The following is a 24,410-nucleotide window of genomic DNA, read 5'->3' as shown; positions in this document are numbered from 1 at the left end:
GAAGGCCCTGCCCATGACCGCTGAAAACCTCATCGAAATCCGTCACCTCAGCGTGGCGTTCAATGGCCAGGCGGTGGTCAAGGACGTGAGCTTCGACATTCCCGTCGGCCAGTGCGTGGCCCTGGTCGGGGAGTCGGGTTCGGGCAAGTCGGTGACGGCCCATTCCATCCTGCAACTGTTGCCCGGCACCGCTTGCACCAGCAGCGGCAGCGTGCGCTACCAGGGGCAGGAACTGATGGGCGCCGATGCAGCGACCCTACGTCGCATGCGCGGTGACCGCATCGCCATGATTTTCCAGGAGCCCATGACCTCGCTCAATCCCTTGCACACCGTGCACAAGCAGATCGGTGAAACCCTGCTGGTGCACAAGGGCATGGGTGGCAAGCAGGCCGAGGCACGCATCCTGGAATTGCTCGAGATGGTCGGCATCCAGAACCCGCGCAAACGCCTCAAGGCCTACCCGCACCAGTTGTCCGGTGGCCAGCGCCAGCGCGTGATGATCGCCATGGCATTGGCCTGCGAGCCACAGCTGTTGATCGCCGACGAACCCACCACCGCCCTCGACGTGACGGTGCAACGGCGCATCCTGCTGTTGCTGCAGTCATTGCAGAAGCGCCTGGGCATGTCGCTGCTGCTGATCAGCCACGACCTCAACCTGGTGCGCAGCATTGCCCAGCATGTCTGCGTGATGCGTGCCGGCGAAATCGTCGAGCAGGCCGCTTGCGAGCAGCTGTTCAGTGCACCGCAGCACCCCTACAGCCAACTGTTGCTGGACGCTGAACCGGCCGGCGCGGTGCTGTGCCAGGAGAATCGGCCGGAACTGTTGCAGGTCGACGGACTGAAGGTCTGGTACCCCCTGGACGGCGGTCTGTTTCGCAAGCCGCGCGAGTTCGTCAAGGCAGTGGACGGCATCAGCCTGAGCGTGCAGCAGGGCAAGACCCTGGGCATCGTCGGCGAGTCCGGTTCGGGCAAGTCGACCCTCGGCCAGGCGATCCTGCGCCTGCTCGACTCCCAGGGCGGCATTCGCTTCCAGGGCCAGGCACTCGATGGTCTGGATCAGAAGCAGATGCGGCCGTGGCGCAAGCAGATGCAGGTGGTCTTCCAGGACCCCTTCGGCAGCCTCAGCCCGCGCATGTCGGTGGCGCAGATCATCAGCGAAGGTCTGGAAGTGCACAGCGGCGCCAACGCCCGGGCGTGCGACGAGCAGGTCGTCCAGGTGCTGCGCGAAGTCGGCCTGGACCCCGCGGCGCGGCACCGCTACCCCCATGAATTTTCCGGTGGCCAGCGTCAGCGTATCGCCATCGCGCGGGCACTGGTGCTGCGCCCGGCGCTGATTCTGCTGGACGAGCCGACCTCGGCCCTCGACCGCACGGTGCAGAAGCAGGTGGTGCAACTGCTGCGTCAGTTGCAGGAGCGCCACGGCCTGACCTACCTGTTCATCAGCCATGACCTGGCGGTGGTGCGGGCGCTGGCCCATGATGTGATCGTGGTCAAGGACGGCCAGGTGGTGGAGCACGGCCCTACCGACCGACTGTTCACCGACCCTCGGCATCCCTACACCCAGGAATTACTGCAGGCGGCGCTGGTGTAGCGTGGTATAGATTGCAGGACAACCCCAGAGGCAATGCATATGGCACTCGACGGCAAGACGGCTTTGGTTACCGGCTCCACCAGCGGCATCGGCCTGGGCATTGCCTCGGTGCTGGCCCGCCACGGCGCCAACGTGGTGCTCAACGGTTTCGGCGATCCGGAGGCGGCCCTCGCGGAAGTGCGCCGGCACGGCACCCAGGTCGCCCACCACGGTGCCGACGTGAGCGACCCGACGCAGCTGGCCGAGCTGTTCGAGTACGTGCAAGCGACGTTCGGCGGTGTCGATATCCTGGTCAACAACGCCGGCATCCAGCACGTGGCGGCGGTCGAGGCATTTCCCGTGGAGCGCTGGGATGCGATCATCGCGATCAACCTTTCATCGGTGTTTCACGGCACTCGCCTGGCGCTGCCGGGCATGCGTGAGAAAGGCTGGGGGCGGATCGTCAATATCGCTTCGGTGCACGGCCAGGTCGGCTCGGTCGGCAAGGCCGCCTACGTCGCCGCCAAGCATGGCGTGATCGGCCTGACCAAGGTGGTCGGCCTGGAAACCGCGACCACGCAGATCACCTGCAACGCCATCTGCCCCGGCTTCGTGCTGACTCCGCTGGTGCAGAAGCAGATCGATGATCGTGCAGCCAAGGGTGGTGACCCGGCCGACGCCCAGCGCGAACTGCTTGCGGAAAAACAGCCCTCGCTGGAATTCGTCACGCCCGAGCATCTGGGCGAACTGGTGATGTTTCTGTGCAGCGAGGCCGGCAGCCAGGTGCGCGGTGCGGCGTGGAACATCGACGGTGGCTGGCTGGCGCAATGACGCGGGGAACCGCCCCGTGCCGGCAAAGTCGGAGTAAGGACATTACCATGTGCAAGGAGCTTCTGTGACCATCGCTCCCCCCAGCGAACCGCTCGGCCCGCAAGCGCCGGACCAGACCCGTGAAGTGCATCGCCTGCGGGTGCTGACGGTGAATACACACAAGGGTTTTACCGCATTCAACCGCCGTTTCATCCTGCCCGAATTGCGTGAGGCGGTGCGCAGCACCAGCGCCGACCTGGTGTTCCTGCAGGAAGTGCTGGGCGGCCACGACGGCCATGCGTCGAAGTTCTCCAACTGGCCGCAGATGTCACAGTACGAGTTTCTCGCCGACAGCATGTGGAGCGATTTCGCCTACGGGCGCAATGCGGTGTACCCGGACGGCCACCATGGCAACGCGGTGCTGTCCAAGTACCCGATTCTGCGCTACAGCAACCTCGACATCTCGATCACCGGGCCCGAGCGCCGCGGCTTGCTGCATTGCGTGTTGCAGGTACCGGGGCACGACGAGGTGCATGCGATCTGTGTGCACTTGTCGCTGCTGGAAAGCCACCGCCAACAGCAATTGGCGCTGTTGAGCCAGCTGCTCGATTCGTTGCCCGAGGATGCGCCGGTGATCATTGCCGGCGATTTCAACGACTGGCAGTTGCGCGGCAACGCTACGCTGGCCAAGCGCAAGGATCTGCACGAGGCGTTCGAACGGCACAACGGGCAGTTGGCCAAGACCTACCCGGCGCGCTTTCCGCTGCTGCGCCTGGACCGGATCTATGTCAGGAACGCGACCAGCCACGGGCCGATCATTCTGGGCAACAAGCCGTGGACGCACCTGTCGGACCATTTGCCGTTGGCGGTTGAGATTCATCTGTAGCGCAGACCCTTGTAGCAGCGGCGCGAGCCGCGTCCGGGTGCGCTGCGGTGTATCTGTAAAACAGCGATGAGGCCGGACGCGGCTCGCGCCGCTGCTACAAGGATCATTGGCGGGTCACTGCTGGCTTTCGGGGTCGTCGCTCACCAGGCCCCAATCTGCGCTTTTGCGGTCGGATGCAGGCGTGGGCGGGGCGGGCGCCGAGGTGTGCTGCACGCCCTCCTCGCCATGCAGCTTCAAGCGCAGTCGCAGGTTGTTCACCGAATCGGCATTCTTCAACGCTTCTTCCTCGCTGATCGCCCCCTCGATGGCCAGCTCGTACAAAGCATGGTCGAACGTCTGCATACCCAGGTTCACGGATTTCTCCATGATGCCCTTGAGCTCGGAAAACTCGTTGCGGTGAATGAAGTCGCGAATCGTCGGCGTGCCCAGCATCACCTCGACCGCGGCGCGGCGCTTGCCGTCGGTGGTGCGTACCAGCCGCTGCGAGACGAACGCCTGCAGGTTGTTGCCCAGATCGTTGAGCAACTGCGGGCGGCGGTCTTCGGGGAAGAAATTGATGATACGGTCCAGCGCCTGGTTGGCGTTGTTGGCGTGCAAGGTGGAAATCGCCAGGTGGCCGGTGTCGGCGAATGCCAGTGCGTGTTCCATGGTTTCGCGGTCGCGGATCTCGCCGATCAGGATCACGTCCGGCGCCTGGCGCAGGGTGTTCTTCAGGGCGGCCTGGAAGCTGCGCGTGTCGACCCCCACTTCACGCTGATTGATGATCGACTTCTTGTGCCGGTGGATGAACTCCACCGGGTCCTCGATGGTGATGATGTGCCCGCTGCTGTTGCGGTTGCGGTAGTCGATCAATGCGGCCAGCGACGTCGACTTGCCGGAACCGGTCGCGCCGACGAACAGCACCAGGCCGCGCTTTTCCATGATCACGTCGAGCAGCTTGCGCGGCAGCTTGAGGTCTTCGAAGCTGGGAATGTCGAGCTTGATGTTGCGTGCGACAATGGACACTTCGTTGCGCTGCTTGAAGATATTGACGCGAAAGCGCCCTACCCCGTGGATCGACAACGCCAGATTCATTTCCAGCTCACGCTCGAAGTCGATACGCTGCTCGGCGTCCATGATGCTGGCCGCGATCGCGGCAATGTCGCCTGGTTTCAAGGCTTCGGCGCTGAGCGGCTTGAGCACGCCGTTGAACTTGGCGCAGGGTGGCGCGCCAGTGGACAGGTAGAGGTCGGAGCCGTCCTGACTGGCCAGGAGCTTGAGCAATGCCTGGATTTCCATAGGCTTGGGGTCCTGTAAAGGCGGTCGATAGAAAGTACGCTATAGCTTGGCTGGATAAGCAGCCGCGGTAAATCAAAGGATAACGCAATGAATGCCTCACCTGTGGGCGGCAAGGTCGCGACATTGATCGCCAGCATGGACTGGACCGACAGCCCCCTGCCCGGCCCCGATGCCTGGCCACAGAGCCTGCGCACGGCCGTGGACATCGTCACCCACTCGCCCATGCCGATGCTGCTGCTGTGGGGCACGCAACTGTGCCAGCTGTACAACGACGCCTTTGCCTTGCTGGTGGGCAGCAACCACCCCCGCGCCCTGGGCCAGCCGGTGGACCGCATCTGGCCCGAGCTCAAGCCGTTTTCCGATCCCATCTACGCCGCGGTGATGCGCGGCGAAGTGCGTGCCTTCACCGAGAAGGGCTTCAATCTGCCGCGCGAAGGGCATTCGGCGCGGGTCTGGCTGGACCTCACCTACAGCCCGATTCGCGACGAAAACGAGCGCGTCGCCGGCATTCTGGTCACGGCCATCGAGGCCAACGAGCGCCGTGAAGTGAGCGCGGTGGGCAAACGCACCGAGCAGGAGTTGCGCGACAGCGAGGCGCATTTCCGCATGGCCATCGAGCTGTCCCCGGCGGTGCACTGGACCGCCGACGCCAACGGCCGCACCGACGGCGAAAGCCAGACCGAGCGCTGGCGCCAGCTGACCGGCATGCGCAGCCTGCGACCGGACGACGACTGGGCGCAGCTGGTGCATCCGGATGACCACCTGCCGACCCTCGACGCCTGGCATCTGGCGGTGAGCACTGGCCGCCCCTACGATGCCGAGTACCGTTTGCGCATGGCCGATGGCAGCTACCACTGGATGCACGCTAGGGCGCTGCCTCAGCTGGATGCCGACGGCGTGATCCGGCAATGGTTCGGCATGACCGAAGACGTGCAGAATCGGCGTCAGGTGGAGCAGGCGCTGCGCGAGCTCAACGAGCATCTGGAAACCCGCGTCAGCGAACGGACCCAGGCCCTGGCCGAGGTCAACCTGCGCCTGCAGAACGAAATGCAGGAGCGCGAACGCGCCGAAGAGGCTTTGCGCCACGCGCAGAAGATGGAAGCGCTGGGCCAGTTGACCGGTGGCATCGCCCACGACTTCAACAACATGCTCACCGGCATCATCGGCAGCCTCGACCTGATGCAGCGCTACATCGACGCCGGGCGCAGCAGCGAAATCAAGCGCTTCAGCGAGGCCGCGGTCAGCTCGGCCCATCGCGCCGCCGGTCTTACCCATCGCTTGCTGGCGTTTTCGCGACGGCAGTCGCTGGACCGCAAGCGGCTGGCCCCCAACGCGCTGGTGCATTCGCTCGAAGAGCTGTTCAGCCGCACGCTCGGCGAACATCTGCAGTTGCAGCTGCAACTGGCGCCCGACGTCTGGCCGGTGAACACCGATGCCAGCCAGCTGGAGAACGCCCTGCTCAATCTGGTGATCAATGCCCGCGACGCTATGCCCGACAGTGGTGTGCTGACCATCGAAACCGCCAACTGCGAGCTCGACGCCACCCCTGAAGGCGCTACGCTGGAGCCGGTCAAGCCGGGTGCCTACGTGATGTTCCGGGTCAGCGACAACGGCAGCGGCATGAGTGCCCCGGTGCTGGCCAAGGCATTCGATCCGTTCTTCACCACCAAGCCCATCGGTCAGGGCACCGGCCTGGGCCTGTCGATGATCTACGGCTTCGCCCAGCAGTCGGGCGGACAAGTAACGCTGCAGAGCCGTCCCGGCGAGGGCACCTGCGTGCGCCTGTACCTGCCGCGGCACAGCGAACCGTCCGATGCGCTGGCCGAGCAGCGCGCTCCGGCCGTGTTGCCCATGGCCCGGGACGGTGAAAGCGTGCTGGTGGTCGAGGACGATCCAGCGGTGCGGATGCTGGTGCTCGATGTGCTCGACGAACTGGGCTACGCCGCGCATTCCGCCGGCGAGGCCACGGCGGCGCTGGCCTTGCTCGACGCGGGATTGGACATCGATCTGCTGGTGACTGACGTAGGCCTGCCCGGGCTCAACGGCCGGCAGTTGGCGGAGATCGCGCGGCAGCAGCGGCCAGGCCTGAAGGTGCTGTTCATCACCGGGTATGCCGAGAAAGCAGCGGAACGCTATGGCTTTCTTGCCGAGGGCATGGACATGATCACCAAGCCGTTTTCCATCGAGCGCCTGGGCAGCAAGATCCGCGACATGATCAACCTGGCGTGATTTGCGGCATAATCAGCGGCTTTTTCCAGCGAGCATCGGGCAATGAAGGCACAAGCTAGGCACATTCTGGTCAAAACCGCCGAGGAGGCGGAGGCGCTGCGCCTGCGGATTGCCAAAGGTGAGGCGTTCGATGTGCTGGCGAAGAAGTATTCGACCTGCCCGTCAGGCAAGCGCGGCGGTGACCTGGGTGAAGTGCGACCGGGGCAGATGGTTGGCGCCATCGACCAGATCATCTTCAAGAAACCGCTGCGTACGGTGCACGGGCCGGTGAAAAGCAAGTTCGGTTATCACCTGGTGCAGGTGTTCTACCGCGATTGACGAGCATCTGTAGGAGCGGTCAGCGGCCGCGAAGGCCCAACGCGTACCTGCGGATGCACCGCGGTGTCTGGTTCGCGGCCACAGACCGCTCCTACGGCGGAAAAAGGCCGCTGCTACAAGGTTAGAGGTACTCGCCAACCGCCTTGGGCCTTTGGTGCTGCAATTTGAGGTCGGTGCGCATGCCTGCGATGAGGTTCGAGATCGCGCGGCTGCTGGTCAATTGCTCGGTGCGAATGCCGCTGAGCATGTAATCCACCTTGTGCGAAGTACGGTCGAACACGCGCACGGTCAGCGAACGGTCATGGGCTTGGGTACATTGGCAGCGTTGCGGCAGAAAACTGCTTTCAATGATATTGCGCAGTTCAAGGGTGGACAACATGATGACACTCCATTCTTGGTCTTATCCCTGAGATCGGGCTTGCCCGAATACAGTGCACGTTCCATGCCCCACGCCCCGCCATGCACTCGCCATACAAATCAAACACTTACCCACTAAAGCGCCTAACCGTATCGTGCATTGTGCAATATCCAGGTGCAACAGCGTTGCAAATTGCACAGCATTCAGCGCATTGAAACTTAGCGAGCGGCTGCAAGGTCACCTGCAAACACACCGCGCAGGAGCACCCTTCACCATGGCACGAGCAATCTGGAAAGGCGCGATCAGCTTCGGGCTGGTTCATATTCCCGTAGCGCTGGTATCGGCCACTGCCTCCCAGGGCGTCGACTTCGACTGGCTGGACAAACGCAGCATGGACCCGGTCGGCTACAAGCGTATCAACAAGAAAACCGGCAAGGAGATGGACAAGGAAAACATCGTAAAAGGCGTGCAGTACGAAAAAGGCCGCTACGTGGTGCTGAGTGAAGACGAGATCCGCGCCGCTCACCCTGTTTCAACCCAGACCATCGATATTTTCTCCTTCGTCGACCGCAACCAGATCCCCCTGCCCAATATCGACACACCCTACTTCCTGGCACCTGACCGACGTGGCGAGAAAGTCTACGCGCTGTTGCGCGAAACGCTGATCAGTACCAAGAAAGTTGCACTTGCGTTGGTGGTATTGCACACCCGCCAGTACTTGGCGGCACTGATGCCATTGGACGGCGCGCTGGTGATGGTCAAGTTGCGCTGGCCTTCGGAAGTTCGCGACCTGGACATACTCGAGCTGGGCAAAGAGGTGAAGAAACCCGAACTGACCAAGAAGGAACTGGACATGGCCAAGCGCCTGGTCGAAGACATGAGTGGCGACTGGCAGCCTGACGAGTACGTCGACAAGTTCGAGCAGAAGATCATGGCGCTGGTGGAGAAAAAGGCCAACAAGGGTGAGATCGAAGACGTGGAAACCGAGGTCGGCCAGGAAGCGCGCAAGACTGCGGATGTCATCGACCTGACCGAACTGCTCAAGCGCAGCCTCGCTGGCAAATCGCCCACCACGTCGAAGGCCAAGCCTGCCAAGGAAAAATCCGCGACGAAAAAAACGCCTGCACGTCGCAGCCCGCGCAAGGCTTCTTGAATATCGATAGACAGCAACAATGCGCTCACTGCCAACGGTATTGATGAATAGATATTTTCATCAATACCGTTATTGAATAACTTGATATAAAGCTGCTTTCAATACCAACTTTAAAAACCTCTCGACTACACTCGTTGCATTGCAAGTCTGCATTGACCACCTGATCGCCCACCGCGCCTTGTTTAATCCGCGCGCGTGGCTGTGGGAGTTGCCAATGAATACCAACGAGTTGTTGATACGCACCAGTCTACTGACCGCACTGGCCGTACCGTGCGAATACGCCCGGTCCGATTGCACCTTCAGCCCCGGCGTCGGCAATGACGCCTACGTGTGCGACAGCGGAACGGCGCCGGGGCTTTCCGACCTGCTGGGCAACAACAGCCTTACCCTGCCCGCCGACGGCACGGGCACCATCACCGGCGCGGTCGAGTTCGGCCCTGGCCAGGACAGCTTGTTGATGCGCTCGGGCACTGTGGGCGGCGCACTGAACACCGGCGCGGGTGCCGATACCGTGTTCATCAGCGCCGGGCGCCTGTTGTCCCTGACCCAAGGCGATGGCGCCGATACGCTCGAAGTCGTTGGCGGTACCGTCAGCGGTACGGTTAACCAAGGCAGCGGCATCGACAACTTCATCATGCGCGGCGGGCAGATCCAGGCTCTGGGGCAAGGTGACGGGCTGGATACCTTTCTCATGACCGACGGCACTATCGTCGGCGCCTTCGAGGACGGCGACATCGCGCGGATGAGCGGCGGCACCATCGGCCGGGTCGACATGAAGCTCGACAACAACCTGTTCGAGCTGTCCGGCGGGCGCATCAACGGCAACCTGGTTGCCGGCTTCGGCAATGACACCATCGCCGTTTCCGCAGGCAGCATCGGCGGCAACATCAGCGTCAGTGGCGGCACCGACCAGGTGACGGTAAGCGGTGGTGATATCGGCGGCAACGTCTTGCTCAGCTTCGGCGACGACCGCTTCATCTGGCGCGACGCGGGCCTGATCCACGGCGCCATCAGCCTGGGCCCAGGCAACGATACGGCGCTGCTGAGCAACCTGGGCGAGACACAACTGGCCTCCCCCAGCCTGGTCTACGGTGATGCCGGGGTCGATACCCTGACCCTGGACAACAGCCGCACCACCGGCGGCGCGCGCTACAGCTACTGGGAAACCATCAACCTGAACAACGGCTCGGTGCTGGACCTGCCCGACCGGCTGAGCCTGGCCGATGACTCGACGCCGCTGGACAGCGGTCTGCTCAACCTTGACCGCACCAGTACGCTGGGCGCCACCCAGGGTTGGGTCGGGCCGATAGTCGCCGCGCAAACGGTGACCCTGAACAACGCCGGCCTGATCGATCTGACCCGCAGTGGCGCCGACGCGAGTGACCGGCTGACTGTGATTGGCAACTATGTGGGCAATGACGCGCGTTTGCGCTTGCAGAGCGTGCTGGGTGGTGACGACGCGCCTGCCGACCGGCTGATCGTGGCGCGCGGCACCATCAGCGGCAGCACGGCGATCACGGTGGACAACCTCGACGGCCAGGGCGCGCTGACCCTCGCCAACGGCATTGCCGTGGTCGAGGCCACGCAGGGCGCGACCAGCACTGACGGCGCTTTCAACCTGGCGCAAGACTTGTCGGTCGGGGCCTATCAGTATTACCTGTTCAAGGGCGGCGTGACCGCAGGCAGCGAGAACAGCTGGTTCCTGCGGTCTTCCGTGGTGGCAGCGCCGCCGGTGACACCGCCTGTGGTCGAACCGCCGATCATTCAGCCCCCGGTGGTCGAACCCCCGATAGCCGAACCTCCGATCATCGAGCCGCCCGTTGTCCAACCTCCGGTGACGCAACCCCCGGTCGATGAGCCGCCACCGGTAACACCGCCGGACGCCGAACTGCCCGAGGAGACCCCGGTCGAGCCATTCGTGCCGCCGGCGCCCGTGCAGCCGGAAACACCTGTGGCCGAACCGGCACCAACGGAACCGGCTCCAGCCGCCCAGGCACCCGTTGCTGCGGTCGGCACGCCGACCTTGCCGCAGGCCACTCCGGGCCAGCGTATCGTGCTCTACCGGATCGAGGTGCCGGCCTACAGCGTCGTACCTCCGGCCGCCGCCTTGCTGGCGCTGGACAGCCTGGGCAGCTTCCACGAGCGGCAGGGCGAACAAAGCCTGCTCGGTGAGCGCGGCGCCCTGGCGGCGGGCTGGGCACGCACATTCGGCAGCCACGGGCGGCAGAAATGGGCCGGGGCCGCAGCGCCAAGCCTCAAAGGCAACACCCGCGGCTACCAGGTCGGTCACGACTTGTTCGCCACCCTCGGCGACGGCGGCTATCGCCAGCATGCAGGACTGTTCGCTGGGCATTCACGTGTGGACGGCCAGGTGCGTGGCTTCGCCCTGGGGTTCGACGACACCCCCTCCGGCGACATCCGCCTGCGCGCCGACAATCTAGGTGCCTATTGGACCCTGGTGGGCCCGGCCGGCGGCTACGTGGACGTGGTGGCCATGGGCACCCGGTTCACCGGACGCAGCCGCTCCGAACGCGGCTATAGCCTGGATCTCGATGGACACGGCATCACCCTTTCCGTGGAAGGCGGCTATCCGATTGCTTTATCCGGGGACTGGACACTGGAGCCGCAGGCGCAACTGATCGGCCAGAGGATCACGCTGGACACGGCTCGCGACCCGGTATCGAAAGTGGACTTCGACAGCGAAGACTATTGGCGCGCCAGATTGGGCGCGCGCTTGAAGGGCGAGTACCGTGTCAGCGGTACCCCGGTCGAGCCCTACGTACGGGCCAACCTGTGGCACACCTTCCAGGGCGAAGACGCAGTGACGTTCGATGACAGCGACACCTTGCGCACCCAGCATCGCAGCACGCAGGCTCAGCTCGGGTTGGGCATCGCAGCCCGATTGAGCAGCGATGTCAGCCTGTACCTCAATGCCGACTACGCCCGCAGCCTGGACGCACAACCCCAGGAAAGCCTGCAAGGCAGCCTGGGGGTGCGCATCAGTTGGTAGCTTCAGGCGGAATCGTCAGGGCTCATGTCAGCCTCACCGGTCTGGGTGCGGACCTCACGCGGATCCATCTCCCGATCGCGGTCCATCGGTACGGGCGAAAGATTCTCGTCGCCGGGACGTGGGTCTTCGGCAGGCTTGCCCTCGGCAAACGGCTCGGGTTCGATCGGATCGTTGGGACGATCCAAAGGGTCGGGAATCTGCGTCGAACTGCTGGGTGCCATATCATCCTCGCTGAAAGCACATGGGGTTCAGCGCATATGACGCCGTCGCAGCGCCGAGGTGCAGATTGCTTTGCAGCGCAAGGCCTTGCGCTCAGAGGCAGGTGGCCAGCGAAGCCAGGCGACGTGTGGCCACCTCGCCCTGCTCGCGGGCATAGAAGCTGACCAGACTGCCGGCGCCGCGCGGGCGGATGTCGGCGAAATAGGTCGCCGCAGGTGTGAACACCGTGTACCCGCCCTCGCTGGCCTCCGAAGAGGCATCGGTCATGACACCGAACATGGCTTCGTCCTGCCAGCTGAACTGAACGCACTGGGCTATTTTCTGCGCGGTTTTTTCCGAGTTCATGGTTTGCACCGGCGCTGCGCTGCGCGCCTGTTTCATGTTCAGGCCCGTGCAACCGGTAAGTACACACAAGCCCAGTGCTGCTGCGATGATGCGCATCGTCGTTTCCATTCGAAATAAACCGCGAATGTATCACTGCCACGTGATGCCGGCATCACCGACCCATCACTGACAAAGATGCATGGCCATGAGGAACAGAACGAAAGCGCCAAGCACCTCGAAATGACCCAGCACCCAGGCGCCCAGGCGGGAACGCCGAGGTGCGCCGTACACGCCGTACAATTGCGGCCACAAAGCGGCCGAAGTCGCCAATACGGCGCCTGCCAACAGCAACAACACATAGGCCATCGCAAGGTCCCGCGGTGATGAATGAAGATAGGCCTTAGTGCCCTCGCTGCAGGGCTCGTTCCAAAGCGTTGCGTGCACTTCGTCACAAAAGCGCGCATCAGTGGCATTGCCTGCCGGCATCCGTGGCTGCACAATCCGTGCTCTCTCATTACCCATCGAAGGCCCCATGGCAGAACCCGATTCGCGTCACCAGGCCGCCCTGGACCGCTTTCTCGAAGCGCGTCCCGAGCTGCAAACCGAACTGGACACTCTCAACCCGCTGGCCGCACGTGCAGCCGGGCTCAGCGTCACGGAATACCGTGCGGAGCGCCTGCACGAGGCGTTCGAGGAATTCGCCGATGCGCAAGGCATGTTTGCCTGGGAATTGACCCTGCAACTCACCGCGGCTACACCGCAGGAGTTCGAAACCCAGCGTCTGGAAGTGCACAAGGAAGTGGCCGAAATGGCGGGCATGCCGTGGGACGAATACATGCAGCTCAACGGGCTGAAAGAGAGCTGACGAATCACGCCTCACAAGGGCACCCCGCACTCGGCAGGGTGCAGGTGTGCCTGGTAGTCAAACGTGCGGCTTACAGGCTGTTGCCGAGGGAATGTTCTTCGTCTTCATCGACAGGCGAGTTGCGGCCTGGTTCATCTACCGCCTTGTTGCCCGGCGAGCCTTCATGGTCATCGTCGTGCTCGTCGTGCTTCTCGTCCTTCTCGTGAATATCAGGGTAACCCTCTTCCCCGCTGCCGGGCTCGGCCGGCCCTTGATAGGGGTTATCCGGGTGGTTGTTGTCTTGGACCATGATATGTCTCCTTTCGTGGCACGGTTCATCCGCGCCTGATAGTGGGAGACGGCAACCGCGCTGGAAGTGCCGTCGGCTTGACGAGCGGCATCCTGACTTCGACCAACCACGCGTCGCCTTGTCTTCTGTCGATTCTTTGCTATAGCTAAAGACCTCGCTGATGATCCTGGCAATGGAGTGGCCGTCATGAAGAAGATGAGTGTAAGTCAGCTGACCATGCTGACAGCCGTCAACATGCTGGGGTCCGGCATCGTTCTGTTACCCACGAAACTCGCCGAAGTCGGCGGCATCTCGATTCTCTCCTGGCTGATCACGGCCACCGGCTCCCTGGCCCTGGCCTATGCCTTCGCCCGGTGTGGCATGCTCAGCCGCAAGACCGGCGGCATGGGTGGCTATGCGGAATATACGTTCGGCAAGTCGGGCAACTACATCACCAACTACACGTATGGACTGTCACTGTTGATCGCCAACGTGGCGATCAGCATCACGGCGGTTGGTTATATCCAGACGTTGTTCGGTATCAAACTCGATTCGCTGCAAGTGGGCCTGGCGACCATTGCGCTGCTGTGGATCACCACCTTCGCCAATTTCGGCGGGGCCAACATCACTGGCAAGATCGGCGCGATCACGGTGTGGGGCGTGATTGCCCCGGTCGTATTGGTATCGACGGTCGGCTGGTTCTGGTTCAACAGCAGCACTTATGCGGCGGGCTGGAACCCCCACGACATGCCCTGGTACGAAGCGGCCGGTGCCTCGGTGGCAATCACGCTGTGGGCGTTCCTGGGCCTGGAGTCGGCCTGCGCCAACGGCGATGCCGTGGAAAACCCGGAAAAGAACGTGCCTATCGCCGTGCTCGGCGGGACCCTGGGCGCGGCGGTGATCTACATCGTCTCCACCAACGTCATCGCGGGCATCGTCGGCAATGCCGAGCTGGTGTCCTCTACCGCACCGTTCGGCCTGGTGTTCGCCACGATGTTCACGCCGATGATCGGCAATCTGGTCATGGGCCTGATGGTCCTGGCCTGCATCGGCTCGCTGCTGGGCTGGCAGTTCACGGTCGCACAGGTGTTCAAGAGTTCTGCCGACACCGGTTACTTTTTGCCGATCTTTGCCAAGGTCAACCAGCACGGTGTGCCGATCATCAGCATGCTGGTCCTGCTGGCGATCCAGACGGCCCTGGCCCTGCTGACCATCAGCCCCGACCTGGCCAAGCAGTTCGATACCCTGGTGAACCTGGCGGTGGTTACCAACCTGGTGCCCTACATCCTGTCGATGGCCACCCTGATGACCTTGCAGAAGGTGTCCAACGTACCGGCCAACAAAGCCCTGGTGACCAACATCGTCGCCTGGATCGCAGCGGCCTACAGCTACCTGGCGCTGTATAGCTCGGGCGCCCAGGCGCTGATGCTTGGCGGTGTGGCGACCATCGTCGGCTATACGCTGTTCGGTTTTGTCAACAACCGCCTGATCCGCCTGGAAGCGGTCAACAACAGCGCCCCGACCCAGACCGTCGCCGCCCAGCACATCGTCGGCGAGCCGATTCCCGTGAACGGTCTGCCCCACTCGACATTGAACAGCCCTGCACTGGAGGCACGACCATGACGGAACATAGAAACCTGCTGGGGATGCTGGCACTGCTGGTCAGCAACCAGCCCGACAAACGCACGGTATTCGGCCGGGCGCTGATCCAGCTCATCGCCGATGTGGAAGAGCGCGCGGTCAGCGTGATCACTTCGGAAAGCGTGCGCGACGCCAAGGCCATCCTGAGCACCGACCCGGCGATCCAGTGCGTGCTGCTGAGTTGGGAAATGGACGAGAGCGATCACCACCAGCAGTGCATCGACCTGCTGGTCGCCCTGCGCGAACGCAATACTCGGGTCCCGGTGTTTCTGATCAGCGATCGCAGCACTGCCGCCAATGTGCCGCTGATCGTCATGCAACACGCCGACGATTTCATCTGGCTGCCGGAAGACACCAGCCGCTTTCTCAGTGGGCGGATCATGGCCGCCATCGAGCGCTATCGGCAGGCGGTGTTGCCGCCGATGTTCGGCGCGCTGCTCAAGTTTGCCCGCAGCTATGAATACTCCTGGCATACGCCGGGGCATGCCGGCGGCACGGCGTTTCTGAAGAGCACGGCGGGCCGGGCGTTCTACGAGTTCTTCGGGGAAAACCTGTTGCGTTCCGACCTGTCCATCTCGGTAGGCGAGCTGGGCTCCCTGCTCGACCACAGCGGGCCCATCGGCCAGGGCGAGCGCTACGCGGCCAAGGTGTTTGGCGCGCATCGCACCTACTACGTCACCAACGGCTCGTCGATGTCCAACCGGGTGATCCTCATGGCCAGCGTCACCCGCGACCAGATCGCGCTGTGCGACCGCAACTGTCACAAGTCTGCCGAGCACGCGATGACGCTGTCGGGGGCGATTCCGACCTACCTGGTGCCGACGCGCAATCGCTTCGGCATCATCGGTCCGATTCTGCCGCAGACCTTGAGTGCCGACGGGGTGCGCGCGGCGATTGCAGGCAACCCGCTGGTCAAGAGTCACATCGACCCCACGCCGGTGCATGCCATCGTCACCAACTCCACCTACGACGGCCTGACCTATAACGTGACGCGCGTGGAGGAGTTGCTCGGGCAAAGCGTCGACCGCCTGCACTTCGACGAGGCCTGGTACGGCTATGCGCGGTTCAATCCGTTGTACAAGGACCGCTTCGCGATGCATGGCAGTCCCGACGATCACGACGCGTCCAAGCCCACGGTGTTCGCCACGCAGTCGACCCACAAGTTGCTCGCAGCACTGTCCCAGGCGTCGATGATCCACGTGCGCAACGGGCGCAATCCGATCCCCCACGGACGCTTCAACGAGTCGTACATGATGCACGCCTCGACCTCGCCCAACTACGCGATCATGGCGTCGTGCGACGTCAGCTCGGCCATGATGGAGGCACCCAGCGGGCAGATTCTCACCAACGAATCCCTCGAGGAGGCCATCGCTTTCCGCCAGGTGATCTCGCGCATGCACAGCGACATGCTCGCCAACGGCGACTGGTTCGTGTCCTGCTGGCAGCCGCCGTCGATAGCGGTCGGCGGTGCCGCCATCGCGTTCCATGAAGTCGACCCGATCAAGCTCAAATCCGACCCCGACTGCTGGGTCCTGCACCCCAACGAAGTCTGGCACGGTTTCGGCGACATCGAAGACGGCTACTGCATGCTCGACCCGATCAAGGTGTCGATACTGAGCCCCGGCATGGGCGACGACGGCGAGCTTCTGGACTTCGGCATACCAGCGTGTGTGATCAGCGCGTATCTGGGCCGGCAGGGCATCGTGGTCGAGAAGACCACCGACTTCACCCTGCTCTTCCTGTTCTCCATCGGTATCACCAAAGGCAAGTGGGGCACCTTGGTGAATGCGCTGCTGGACTTCAAGCGCGATTACGATGCCAACCTGGAGCTGGAGTTGTGCCTGCCCGACCTGCTTGCTGCCACCCAACAGCGCTACAGCGGCATGGGCCTGCGCGATCTGGCCGAAGAAATTTTCGCGGCAATGAAGGAAACCCGCACCACTGCAGCCATGGCCGCGGCCTTTGGCATGCTGCCCAAGGCCGAATTCAGCCCGGTGGAAGCCTACGAGAAGCTGGTCAGGAACGAAGTGGAACAGGTCACTCTGGAGAACGCAGCCGGACGCATCGCCGCCACAGGCATAGTGCCCTACCCGCCTGGCATTCCGTTGCTGATGCCTGGAGAAAACGCCGGCGCCGCCGATGGACCGCTGCTGGCCTACCTGCGGGCTCTGGAGAGCTTCGACCGGTCATTCCCGGGGTTTACCCATGACACCCATGGCATTGAAAGCGATGGGGGGGAGTATCGGTTGTTGGTGCTCAAGTGAGGATGCATCTGCTGGGGGAATTGACTGTCGGGCGCCGTACAACTGCTGCCATACCTATGCGACAATACGCACAATGTCCGGTTTGAATTCCCCGCGTATCGCCCAGCAGTTCGGCCACCGAAACCATCGCTCCCCCAGTTATTGATAGGTAAGCTCCTTGATCTCCACCGCTAACATCACCATGCAGTTTGGCGCCAAGCCGCTGTTCGAGAACGTTTCCGTGAAATTCGGCAACGGCAACCGCTACGGCCTGATCGGCGCCAACGGCTGTGGCAAGTCGACGTTCATGAAGATCCTGGGCGGCGATCTGGAGCCGTCGGGCGGGCAGGTCATGCTCGAGCCGAACGTGCGCCTGGGCAAGCTGCGCCAGGACCAGTTCGCCTACGAGCACTTCACGGTGATCGACACGGTCATCATGGGCCACGAGGAGCTGTGGAAGGTCAAGGCCGAGCGTGATCGCATCTACTCGCTGCCGGAAATGAGCGAGGAAGACGGCATGGCCGTCGCCGAGCTGGAAACCGAGTTCGCCGAAATGGACGGCTACACCGCCGAGTCCCGTGCCGGCGAGCTGTTGCTGGGCCTGGGCATTCCACTGGAACAGCATTTTGGCCCGATGACCGAAGTGGCGCCGGGCTGGAAGCTGCGGGTGCTGCTGGCGCAGGCGTTGTTCTCGGATCCGGAAGTGTTGCTGCTCGACGAGCCGACCAACCACCTGGACATCAACACCATTCGCTGGCTGGAAAACATTCTCACGGCGCGTAACAGCACCATGATCATCATTTCCCACGACCGGCACTTCCTCAACAGCGTCTGCACCCACATGGCCGACCTGGACTACGGTGAGTTGCGCCTGTTCCCCGGCAACTACGACGAATACATGACCGCTGCGACCCAGTCGCGCGAGCAGTTGCTGTCGGACAACGCCAAGAAGAAAGCCCAGATCGCCGAGCTGCAGACCTTCGTTTCGCGCTTCTCGGCGAACGCCTCCAAGGCCAAGCAGGCCACCTCGCGGGCCAAGCAGATCGACAAGATCCAGCTGGCCGAGGTCAAGCCCTCGAGCCGCGTCAGCCCGTTCATTCGCTTCGAGCAGAACAAGAAGCTGCACCGCCAGGCGGTCACCGTCGAGCGGATGTCCAAGGGCTTCGACGGCAAGCCACTGTTCGAGAACTTCAGCTTCGTGGTCGAAGCGGGCGAGCGTGTAGCGATCATCGGCCCGAACGGGATCGGCAAGACCACCCTGCTGCGCACCCTGGTCGGCGAGCTGACCCCGGACGCGGGCGCGGTGAAGTGGACCGAGAGCGCCGAGCTGGGCTATTACGCCCAGGACCACGCACACGACTTCGAAGACGACATGAACCTGTTCGACTGGATGGGCCAGTGGACCCAGGGCGAGCAGATGGTACGTGGCACCCTGGGCCGGATGCTGTTCTCCAACGACGAGATTCTCAAGTCGGTGAAGGTGATTTCCGGTGGTGAACAGGGCCGCATGCTGTTCGGCAAGCTGACCTTGCAGAAGCCCAACGTGCTGCTCATGGACGAACCGACCAACCACCTGGACATGGAGTCGATCGAGGCACTGAACCTGGCGCTGGAGAACTATCCGGGCACGCTGGTCTTCGTCAGCCATGACCGCGAGTTCGTGTCGTCGCTGGCCACCCGCATCATCGAGCTGAGCGCCGATGGCGTGATCGATTTCAGCGGCACGTACGATGATTACCTGCGCAGCCAGGGCGTGGTTTTCTAAGGGTTCAACGCATTTCGACCCACATACCCCCGGACGCGGATCACGCGATCTCTGTAGCAGCTGCGCGAGCCGCGTCCGGGGGCATCGCGTTTATCCTGACCCACCGCATGTGTCGCCGACGCGACTTGCGCCGCTGCTACAACGGTTGCGGGCGGCCGAGGAGGAAGCCTTGGGCGTTGGCGGCGCCCAGGCGTTTGAGTTGCGCCAACTCGGCTTCGGTTTCCACGCCTTCGGCAACGATCACACTCCCCGTCTCGCGGGCGAACGCGATCAACGCCGACGCCATGGCGCGTCGCTGGAAATCCTGGTCGATGCCACGGGTCAGGCTCATGTCGAGCTTGATGATGTCCGGACGCACCTGCAGGATGTGCCGCATGCTGGCATAGCCGGCGCCGGCATCGTCGATGGCCACGCGCACACCCCGCAGCCGCAGCGGCTGCAGGGCCACTTGCAACGACGCATAGTCCTGTACCACCGCATGCTCGGTGATCTCCAGCACCAGGCGCTCGGCCGGGTAGTTCTTGAACAGACCCAGCAATCGTCCGCTGAGCACCAGCTCGGGTGAGCAGTTGATGCTCAGGTAGGTGCCCGGCGCCAGCCGCGCCAGACCGGCCAGGGCCACAGCAACGGCCAGGCATTCCAGTTCCTTGCCCAAACCGACTTCGGCGGCCTCCTTGAACCACACGTCCGGGGTGCGCGCCGGTTGGCCGTTGAAGCGCGACAGGCATTCCCAGCCTGCCACGTGCATGGTGTGCAGGTCGTAGATCGGTTGATAGACCACGCGTGGCTGCTGCGACTGGATCACGTCCAGCACGCGCAGCGCCTTGTCGTCATGATCGCGGACCATTTGCAGGTCGGACTCCAAGCGCTCGGCAATCAGTTCGGCGAACACCTTCATCATCTTCAGGTCGCGTTCGGTCAGCCCCGGATCCGGTGCGTGACTGAAGCAGCAGAACGTCCCGTACAGGCGGCCATCACTCAAATGAATGGGCACGCTCATGTGCGCACCGATTGGCAGGCCGGGGGTCTGCGGTATGGCCATCGCAGCCGGCAATTGACCGGTATCGCGGATAATCCCAGGCAGTTCGCCGCTGACCACGCCGCGACAGTAGCCGGCGCTCATCTCCAGCACATCGCCGGGGCTCAGGGGTATCAACGCCGCCGCGTCGACGTGAGTGAACACGCGGTCGGTCTGGCGGAAATGAGAAACGAACGCTACATCCATGCCCAAGTGCGTGCGCATGGCGCGCAACACGCGATCCACACAGCCTGCCTCGGTGGCAGACAACGGCTTCAGCGCAACCAGGTCCATCAGGTTATTGGCTGTCATGACACACTATCGCCTCCTAATGTGATAGTGCCATCAGTGTAGATGCAGCTCCCCCCCTGCATTCAAGTAAAAAACGACGAGTTGCCCAACGGTAGGTCCGCGTCGAGAGTTGGGGTGTGGCCAATTGCGCCGACCCGGCGCAACTAGCCGTGCCACGGGTGGCGACGCTGCTACACTGGGGCTTCCAACAGTCCACAGGACACAGCACCCGATGCTCGCAATCTTCAACGTCGCCTTTCCAGTGTTCGGGTTGATTCTGGTAGGTTTCGTCTGCCGTCGGCGCAACGTCCTGGGGCCCAATGCCTCGATCGAGCTCAACCGTTTCGTGATCTACCTCGGCTTGCCGGCCCTGTTATTCGAGGCCATGGCGCGGCTGGGCACACTGCACGGGCTGGACATGGGCTATGTGGTGGCTTTCGGCCTGGGCATGGGCATCGTGTTTCTGTTGACGCTGTGGCTGCGCGTGCGGGCCCGTGCGCACTTTCTCGATGCCACCATCGATGCCCTCGGGGCGGGTTATCCGAACTCCGGGTTTCTTGGCATCCCGCTGTGCCTGCTGACGTTCGGCGACCCCGGTATCGCCCCGGCGGTGATCGGCGCGGTGATGACCGCCTGCCTGCTGTTCGCTGTCGCCATCATCATGATCGAGACCTTCCAGCAAACCGAGAAACGCCTGGGGCGTACCCTGCTCAAAGTCGGCAAATCGCTGCTGCGCAATCCGATCATGGTCGCCCCGGTGCTGGGTTCGCTGGTCGCCTACAGCGGGCTGGTGCTGCCGGTGGGCGTGCGCCAGCTGTTCCAGTTTCTCGGCGCGGCGGCCGGACCCTGTGCGCTGGTGTCGATCGGTCTGTTCCTGGCGGCGGAAAAATCGCACAAGGCCGACGGCAAGACCTTGGCCATGCTGGTGGCGATGAAGCTGCTGGTGCAGCCGGCGCTGACCGCCTGGTTGGCGTTCTGGGTGTTCGACATACCGGCGATGTGGGCCTGGGCGGCACTGCTGGTGAGCGCCCTGCCCATCGGCAACGGGCCGTTCATGCTGGCTGCGCTGTATGGCCGTGAGGCCGACACCATGTCGCGGGCGATCCTGGTCTCGACCCTGTTGTCGCTGGTCACGGTGTCGCTGATCCTGGCCTTGATACCGGCCGGGGTGCAGCGCTAGTCGCGCATGTAGCCGCCGTCGACGTCCATGATCTCGCCGGTGACGAAGCTGGCCGCGCCACTGGCCAGGAAGCACACCGCTGCAGCGATGTCGCGTGGCGAGCCGGCACGGCCGAGCGGCATGTCGGCGAGCACTTTGGCGCGCGCCTCGGGGCTCAGGGCGCGGGTCATGTCGGTGTCGGTCAAGGCGGGAGTAATGGCATTGGCGGTGATATTGAACGGCCCGGCTTCACGGGCCAGGCCCTTGGTCAGGGCGATCACTCCTCCCTTCGCCGCTGCATAGCAGCTGTTGCCCAGCAGGCCGCCACCGCGCTTGCCGGCCACCGAAGCGATATTGATAATGCGTCCGGCGCGCCGGGCCATCATGCCCGGCAACACGGCCTTGGCGCAGAAGAACACGCTGGTGAGGTCGATGGCCATGACCCGGTTCCATTCGGCAGCGCTGACTTCCAGCAGCGGTCCGGTGGAGACGATCCCGGCATTGTTGACCAGGATGTCGATGCCGCCCAGCGCCCGTTCGACGCTGTCGACCATCGCTTGCACCTGGGCTTCGTCGGACACATCCACCGCCACACCGATAGCATCGATGCCCAGTTCGCACAACTGCCCGGCAGCGGCGCGCGCGGCCGCGCCGTCGAGGTCGGCAATTGCCACCCGGGCACCGCATTGACCCAGCGCCTGGGCGATGGCAAGGCCGATGCCGCGCGCGGCACCGGTCACCACCGCCACCTGGCCGGTGATGGCAAGACTGATAGGGGCATTCATTATTGTTGTTCCCTTGGTTGAAGATCAGGCAATACAGAGGCTGCGTCAGGCTGGCAGGTAGGCGCCCTGGGCCAGTTGGTCCTTGAGCGGCGGGATGCCCAGGCGGCGCAGGACGCGATACAGCGATGGTCGACAGATGCCCAGGGCACGCGCCGCCGCCGACATGTTCCAGCGGCAGGCGTTGAGCACATCGAGCACGTCGGCGCGCTCGTCCACCGGTGCGGCAAGAATCACCGGACGACGGATCGGCGTAACGTTGGCAGGCGACACGGAGGGCGCACTGCCCTGGGCGATGAAGTCCACCGGCAGGTCGGCGCGCTGGATGCGGGTACCTTCCATCACGGCACAGGCGTAGCGAATCACCGCACGCATCTGCCGCAGGTTGCCTGGCCAGGGATGATTGAGCAGCAGTGGCCAGACATCCGAGGCGATGAGTTGCCGAGGGTCGCAGCCGGGCAATTCGCTGGCCACCATGCGGCAGACCAATTCGGCGCGGTCGGTGCGCTCGCGCAGCGGCGGCAATTGCACCACACCGGTGGCGATGCGATAGAACAGGTCTTCGCGAAACGTGCCTTGTTGCACCAGGCCAGTGAGGTTCTGGTGAGTCGCGCAGATCAGGGCGAAGTCGACCTTGACGCTGCGCTCGGCGCCCAAGGGTGTGACTTCGCGTTCGGCGATCACCCGTAGCAGGCGCGTCTGCTGTTCGAACGGCATGTCGCCGATCTCATCGAGGAACAGGGTGCCGCCGTCGGCCTGCTGGACCTTGCCTTTCTTGCCGCAGGGCAACGCGCCGGAGAAGGCGCCGCGCGAGTAGCCGAACAGTTCGCTTTCGATCAGGCTTTGTGGAATCGAGGCGCAATTGAGCGCGACGCACTGCGCCCGATGGCGTTGGCTGTGGGCGTGCAGGGCGCGGGCCAGCACTTCCTTGCCGGTGCCGGTTTCGCCCTGGATGAGCACGGCAATGCCACGCTCCATCAGGCGCAGGGCGCGACGAAAGGCCTGGCGAACCTGCGGGTCGCTGTCGTTGGCAATATCGGAATCGCACGCGGCGGGCGAAGAAAGTGCGGGCGAAGAAGTCGAAGCACGTGCGGTGTGTTCGCATACAGAAGACATCGGCGTCACCTTTTATTGTTCTATAGCTTGTGACTATCTCGAGGTCTGGCGCTCGTGACGCAAGCCTCGACGCTGTGGCCATTTCACAATACGGCAGGCGGAGTTATGTTTTCCAATCCATAATCAGGCACCCACTGATACCTTTGCGAGCATCAATGATCGAGCTCAGGCATTTACAATACTTTCGTGCGCTGGCCGAAACCCTGCACTTCGGCCGCGCGGCCGAGCGGCTGCACATCTCCCAACCGCCGTTGTCGCGGCAGATCGCCTTGCTGGAAGACGAGTTGGGGGTAAAGCTGTTCGACCGCTCGCGGCGGCAGGTGGAATTGACCGATGCCGGCCAGCGTTTCTATCTGGACACCGGAACGGTGTTTGCGGCGTTCGAGCAGGCCAAGCGCAATGCGCTGGCGGCGGCTCGCGGGGCGGCCGGGGAATTGTCGGTGGGGTTCATGATGTCGACGGCCTACAGCGTGACGCCCGCGATAACCCGGCGTTACGCAGCGCAGTATCCGCAGGTGAATCTGAAGCTCACCGAAACACTGCCCATGGACCTGGCCCAAGACATCAGCAGCGGCCACAAGGATGTGGCGATCATGTACCGCCCACAGGATTGCAGTGGATTGGAAACGGTGACGATCTACCGCGAGGAGATGACGGTGGTGCTACCGCCTGGGCATCGGTTGCTGGAGCAGCCGTTGATCGATCCGCGCGATCTGGCCGCAGAGACTTTCATCATCGTGCCGCGACGCATCGCCCCGGCCCTGCATGACATGATCGTCAACTATTGCCTGCAGCATGGCGTGACGCCCAACGTGGGGCTGGAAATCAACATGCAGCAGACCATCGTCAATCTGGTGGGTGAAGGGCTGGGCATCGCCATCGTTCCGCGTTCGATGCGTAACATGCGCCTGACCACCACCACCTTTCGGCCGCTGGTGGCACCGCCGGTGATCGAAGTGGTCGCGGTATGGAAGGCCGACAACCACAACCCCTGCATCGCCACGTTCGTGGAAAGCGCCATGCGCGCCGGGGAAGAGGCGACGCTGCAGGATCAGTGAACCCCTGAGGTATCGCGGCGCTCTTTTCGCGGCCGATGACCGCTCCTAC

Annotated in this window: 22 protein-coding genes; 13 read left to right on the top strand and 9 right to left on the bottom strand. The window is 63.3% G+C overall.

Translation table 11 applies throughout. The features are described 5' to 3' along the window. Positions 1-13: 13 nt before the first annotated feature. The 3 genes from IFT44_RS00805 (at position 14) to IFT44_RS00795 (ending at position 3,266) form a co-directional block, all read left to right on the top strand. Entirely contained in the window at positions 14-1,591 is a 1,578-nt protein-coding gene (locus IFT44_RS00805) for an ABC transporter ATP-binding protein (RefSeq protein WP_192175498.1), read from the top strand. Between the two features lie 39 nt (positions 1,592-1,630). Beyond that, positions 1,631-2,401: a 3-hydroxybutyrate dehydrogenase gene (gene hbdH, locus IFT44_RS00800; protein WP_192175497.1), complete on the top strand. Its 771-nt coding sequence runs from the start codon at positions 1,631-1,633 to the stop codon at positions 2,399-2,401. 70 nt (positions 2,402-2,471) lie between these two features. Next, entirely contained in the window at positions 2,472-3,266 is a 795-nt protein-coding gene (locus IFT44_RS00795) for an endonuclease/exonuclease/phosphatase family protein (RefSeq protein WP_122714227.1), read from the top strand. A gap of 114 nt (positions 3,267-3,380) precedes the next feature. Here IFT44_RS00795 and IFT44_RS00790 read toward each other — a convergent pair whose 3' ends face one another. Beyond that, positions 3,381-4,544: a PilT/PilU family type 4a pilus ATPase gene (locus IFT44_RS00790; RefSeq protein WP_122478440.1), complete on the bottom strand. Its 1,164-nt coding sequence runs from the start codon at positions 4,542-4,544 to the stop codon at positions 3,381-3,383. 87 nt (positions 4,545-4,631) lie between these two features. On the opposite strand from IFT44_RS00790, the gene IFT44_RS00785 reads away from it, so the two are divergent. Then, positions 4,632-6,773, top strand: a complete 2,142-nt coding sequence (locus tag IFT44_RS00785) for an ATP-binding protein (protein WP_192054444.1) — start codon at positions 4,632-4,634, stop codon at positions 6,771-6,773. A 42-nt stretch (positions 6,774-6,815) separates the two neighbouring features. Then, positions 6,816-7,091 carry a peptidylprolyl isomerase gene (locus IFT44_RS00780; protein ID WP_043189034.1) on the top strand — a complete coding sequence of 92 codons (276 nt, stop codon included), beginning with the start codon at positions 6,816-6,818 and terminating at the stop codon, positions 7,089-7,091. A gap of 121 nt (positions 7,092-7,212) precedes the next feature. Here the strand turns inward: IFT44_RS00780 and IFT44_RS00775 are convergent, their stop codons facing one another. Next, positions 7,213-7,470, bottom strand: coding sequence for a DUF1652 domain-containing protein (locus tag IFT44_RS00775; RefSeq protein ID WP_122714198.1), 258 nt, complete (start codon positions 7,468-7,470; stop codon positions 7,213-7,215). A 253-nt stretch (positions 7,471-7,723) separates the two neighbouring features. Between IFT44_RS00775 and ku the strand changes: the two genes are divergently transcribed. Together ku and IFT44_RS00765 are read left to right on the top strand one after the other, a co-directional pair. Next, positions 7,724-8,602, top strand: coding sequence for a non-homologous end joining protein Ku (ku, locus tag IFT44_RS00770; RefSeq protein ID WP_185793537.1), 879 nt, complete (start codon positions 7,724-7,726; stop codon positions 8,600-8,602). Positions 8,603-8,816: 214 nt separating this feature from the next. Next, the gene (locus IFT44_RS00765) at positions 8,817-11,612 is read left to right on the top strand and encodes an autotransporter outer membrane beta-barrel domain-containing protein (protein ID WP_192175236.1); all 2,796 of its coding nucleotides are present in this window, start codon (positions 8,817-8,819) and stop codon (positions 11,610-11,612) included. 2 nt (positions 11,613-11,614) lie between these two features. On the opposite strand, the gene IFT44_RS00760 is transcribed toward IFT44_RS00765, so the two are convergent. The 3 genes from IFT44_RS00760 to IFT44_RS00750 all read right to left on the bottom strand — a co-directional run bounded on the left by IFT44_RS00760 (position 11,615) and on the right by IFT44_RS00750 (position 12,521). Then, a complete protein-coding gene (locus IFT44_RS00760; protein WP_122478450.1) occupies positions 11,615-11,833 on the bottom strand; it encodes a hypothetical protein in 219 nt (72 codons plus the stop codon). 91 nt (positions 11,834-11,924) lie between these two features. Continuing rightward, a complete protein-coding gene (locus tag IFT44_RS00755) occupies positions 11,925-12,272 on the bottom strand; it encodes a hypothetical protein (RefSeq protein WP_192057234.1) in 348 nt (115 codons plus the stop codon). A 66-nt stretch (positions 12,273-12,338) separates the two neighbouring features. Then, the gene (locus IFT44_RS00750; protein WP_192136687.1) at positions 12,339-12,521 is read right to left on the bottom strand and encodes a hypothetical protein; all 183 of its coding nucleotides are present in this window, start codon (positions 12,519-12,521) and stop codon (positions 12,339-12,341) included. Positions 12,522-12,687: 166 nt separating this feature from the next. On the opposite strand from IFT44_RS00750, the gene IFT44_RS00745 reads away from it, so the two are divergent. Next, on the top strand, positions 12,688-13,020 hold the full coding sequence (locus tag IFT44_RS00745) for a DUF6388 family protein (protein ID WP_192057235.1): 333 nt from the start codon (positions 12,688-12,690) through the stop codon (positions 13,018-13,020). Positions 13,021-13,090: 70 nt separating this feature from the next. Here IFT44_RS00745 and IFT44_RS00740 read toward each other — a convergent pair whose 3' ends face one another. Beyond that, positions 13,091-13,309 carry a hypothetical protein gene (locus IFT44_RS00740; RefSeq protein ID WP_122478457.1) on the bottom strand — a complete coding sequence of 73 codons (219 nt, stop codon included), beginning with the start codon at positions 13,307-13,309 and terminating at the stop codon, positions 13,091-13,093. A gap of 177 nt (positions 13,310-13,486) precedes the next feature. On the opposite strand from IFT44_RS00740, the gene potE reads away from it, so the two are divergent. The 3 genes from potE (at position 13,487) to IFT44_RS00725 (ending at position 18,937) form a co-directional block, all read left to right on the top strand. Beyond that, positions 13,487-14,911, top strand: coding sequence for a putrescine-ornithine antiporter (gene potE, locus IFT44_RS00735; protein ID WP_192175235.1), 1,425 nt, complete (start codon positions 13,487-13,489; stop codon positions 14,909-14,911). After that, positions 14,908-17,193 carry an Orn/Lys/Arg family decarboxylase gene (locus IFT44_RS00730; protein WP_192175234.1) on the top strand — a complete coding sequence of 762 codons (2,286 nt, stop codon included), beginning with the start codon at positions 14,908-14,910 and terminating at the stop codon, positions 17,191-17,193. Before potE ends, IFT44_RS00730 begins: the two co-directional genes overlap by 4 nt. A 157-nt stretch (positions 17,194-17,350) precedes the next feature. Further along, a complete protein-coding gene (locus IFT44_RS00725; protein ID WP_122478465.1) occupies positions 17,351-18,937 on the top strand; it encodes an ABC-F family ATPase in 1,587 nt (528 codons plus the stop codon). Positions 18,938-19,073: 136 nt separating this feature from the next. On the opposite strand, the gene IFT44_RS00720 is transcribed toward IFT44_RS00725, so the two are convergent. Beyond that, positions 19,074-20,267: a sensor domain-containing phosphodiesterase gene (locus IFT44_RS00720; RefSeq protein ID WP_192175233.1), complete on the bottom strand. Its 1,194-nt coding sequence runs from the start codon at positions 20,265-20,267 to the stop codon at positions 19,074-19,076. 211 nt (positions 20,268-20,478) lie between these two features. On the opposite strand from IFT44_RS00720, the gene IFT44_RS00715 reads away from it, so the two are divergent. Then, on the top strand, positions 20,479-21,426 hold the full coding sequence (locus IFT44_RS00715) for an AEC family transporter (protein ID WP_185793546.1): 948 nt from the start codon (positions 20,479-20,481) through the stop codon (positions 21,424-21,426). On the opposite strand, the gene IFT44_RS00710 is transcribed toward IFT44_RS00715, so the two are convergent. Beyond that, positions 21,423-22,190: an SDR family NAD(P)-dependent oxidoreductase gene (locus IFT44_RS00710; protein ID WP_192175232.1), complete on the bottom strand. Its 768-nt coding sequence runs from the start codon at positions 22,188-22,190 to the stop codon at positions 21,423-21,425. The genes IFT44_RS00715 and IFT44_RS00710 overlap by 4 nt on opposite strands. Positions 22,191-22,235: 45 nt before the next feature. Beyond that, the gene (locus IFT44_RS00705) at positions 22,236-23,303 is read right to left on the bottom strand and encodes a sigma-54-dependent Fis family transcriptional regulator (protein WP_192175231.1); all 1,068 of its coding nucleotides are present in this window, start codon (positions 23,301-23,303) and stop codon (positions 22,236-22,238) included. Positions 23,304-23,458: 155 nt separating this feature from the next. Here IFT44_RS00705 and IFT44_RS00700 point away from each other — a divergent pair, with 155 nt between their 5' ends. After that, positions 23,459-24,361, top strand: coding sequence for a LysR family transcriptional regulator (locus tag IFT44_RS00700; protein WP_122714213.1), 903 nt, complete (start codon positions 23,459-23,461; stop codon positions 24,359-24,361). Positions 24,362-24,410: the final 49 nt, after the last annotated feature.

Source organism: Pseudomonas sp. CFBP 13710 (assembly GCF_014842235.1).
Lineage (GTDB): Bacteria > Pseudomonadota > Gammaproteobacteria > Pseudomonadales > Pseudomonadaceae > Aquipseudomonas > Aquipseudomonas baltica.
Note: the sequence above shows the minus strand (reverse complement) of the source record. Positions and strands in the feature narration are given on the sequence as shown.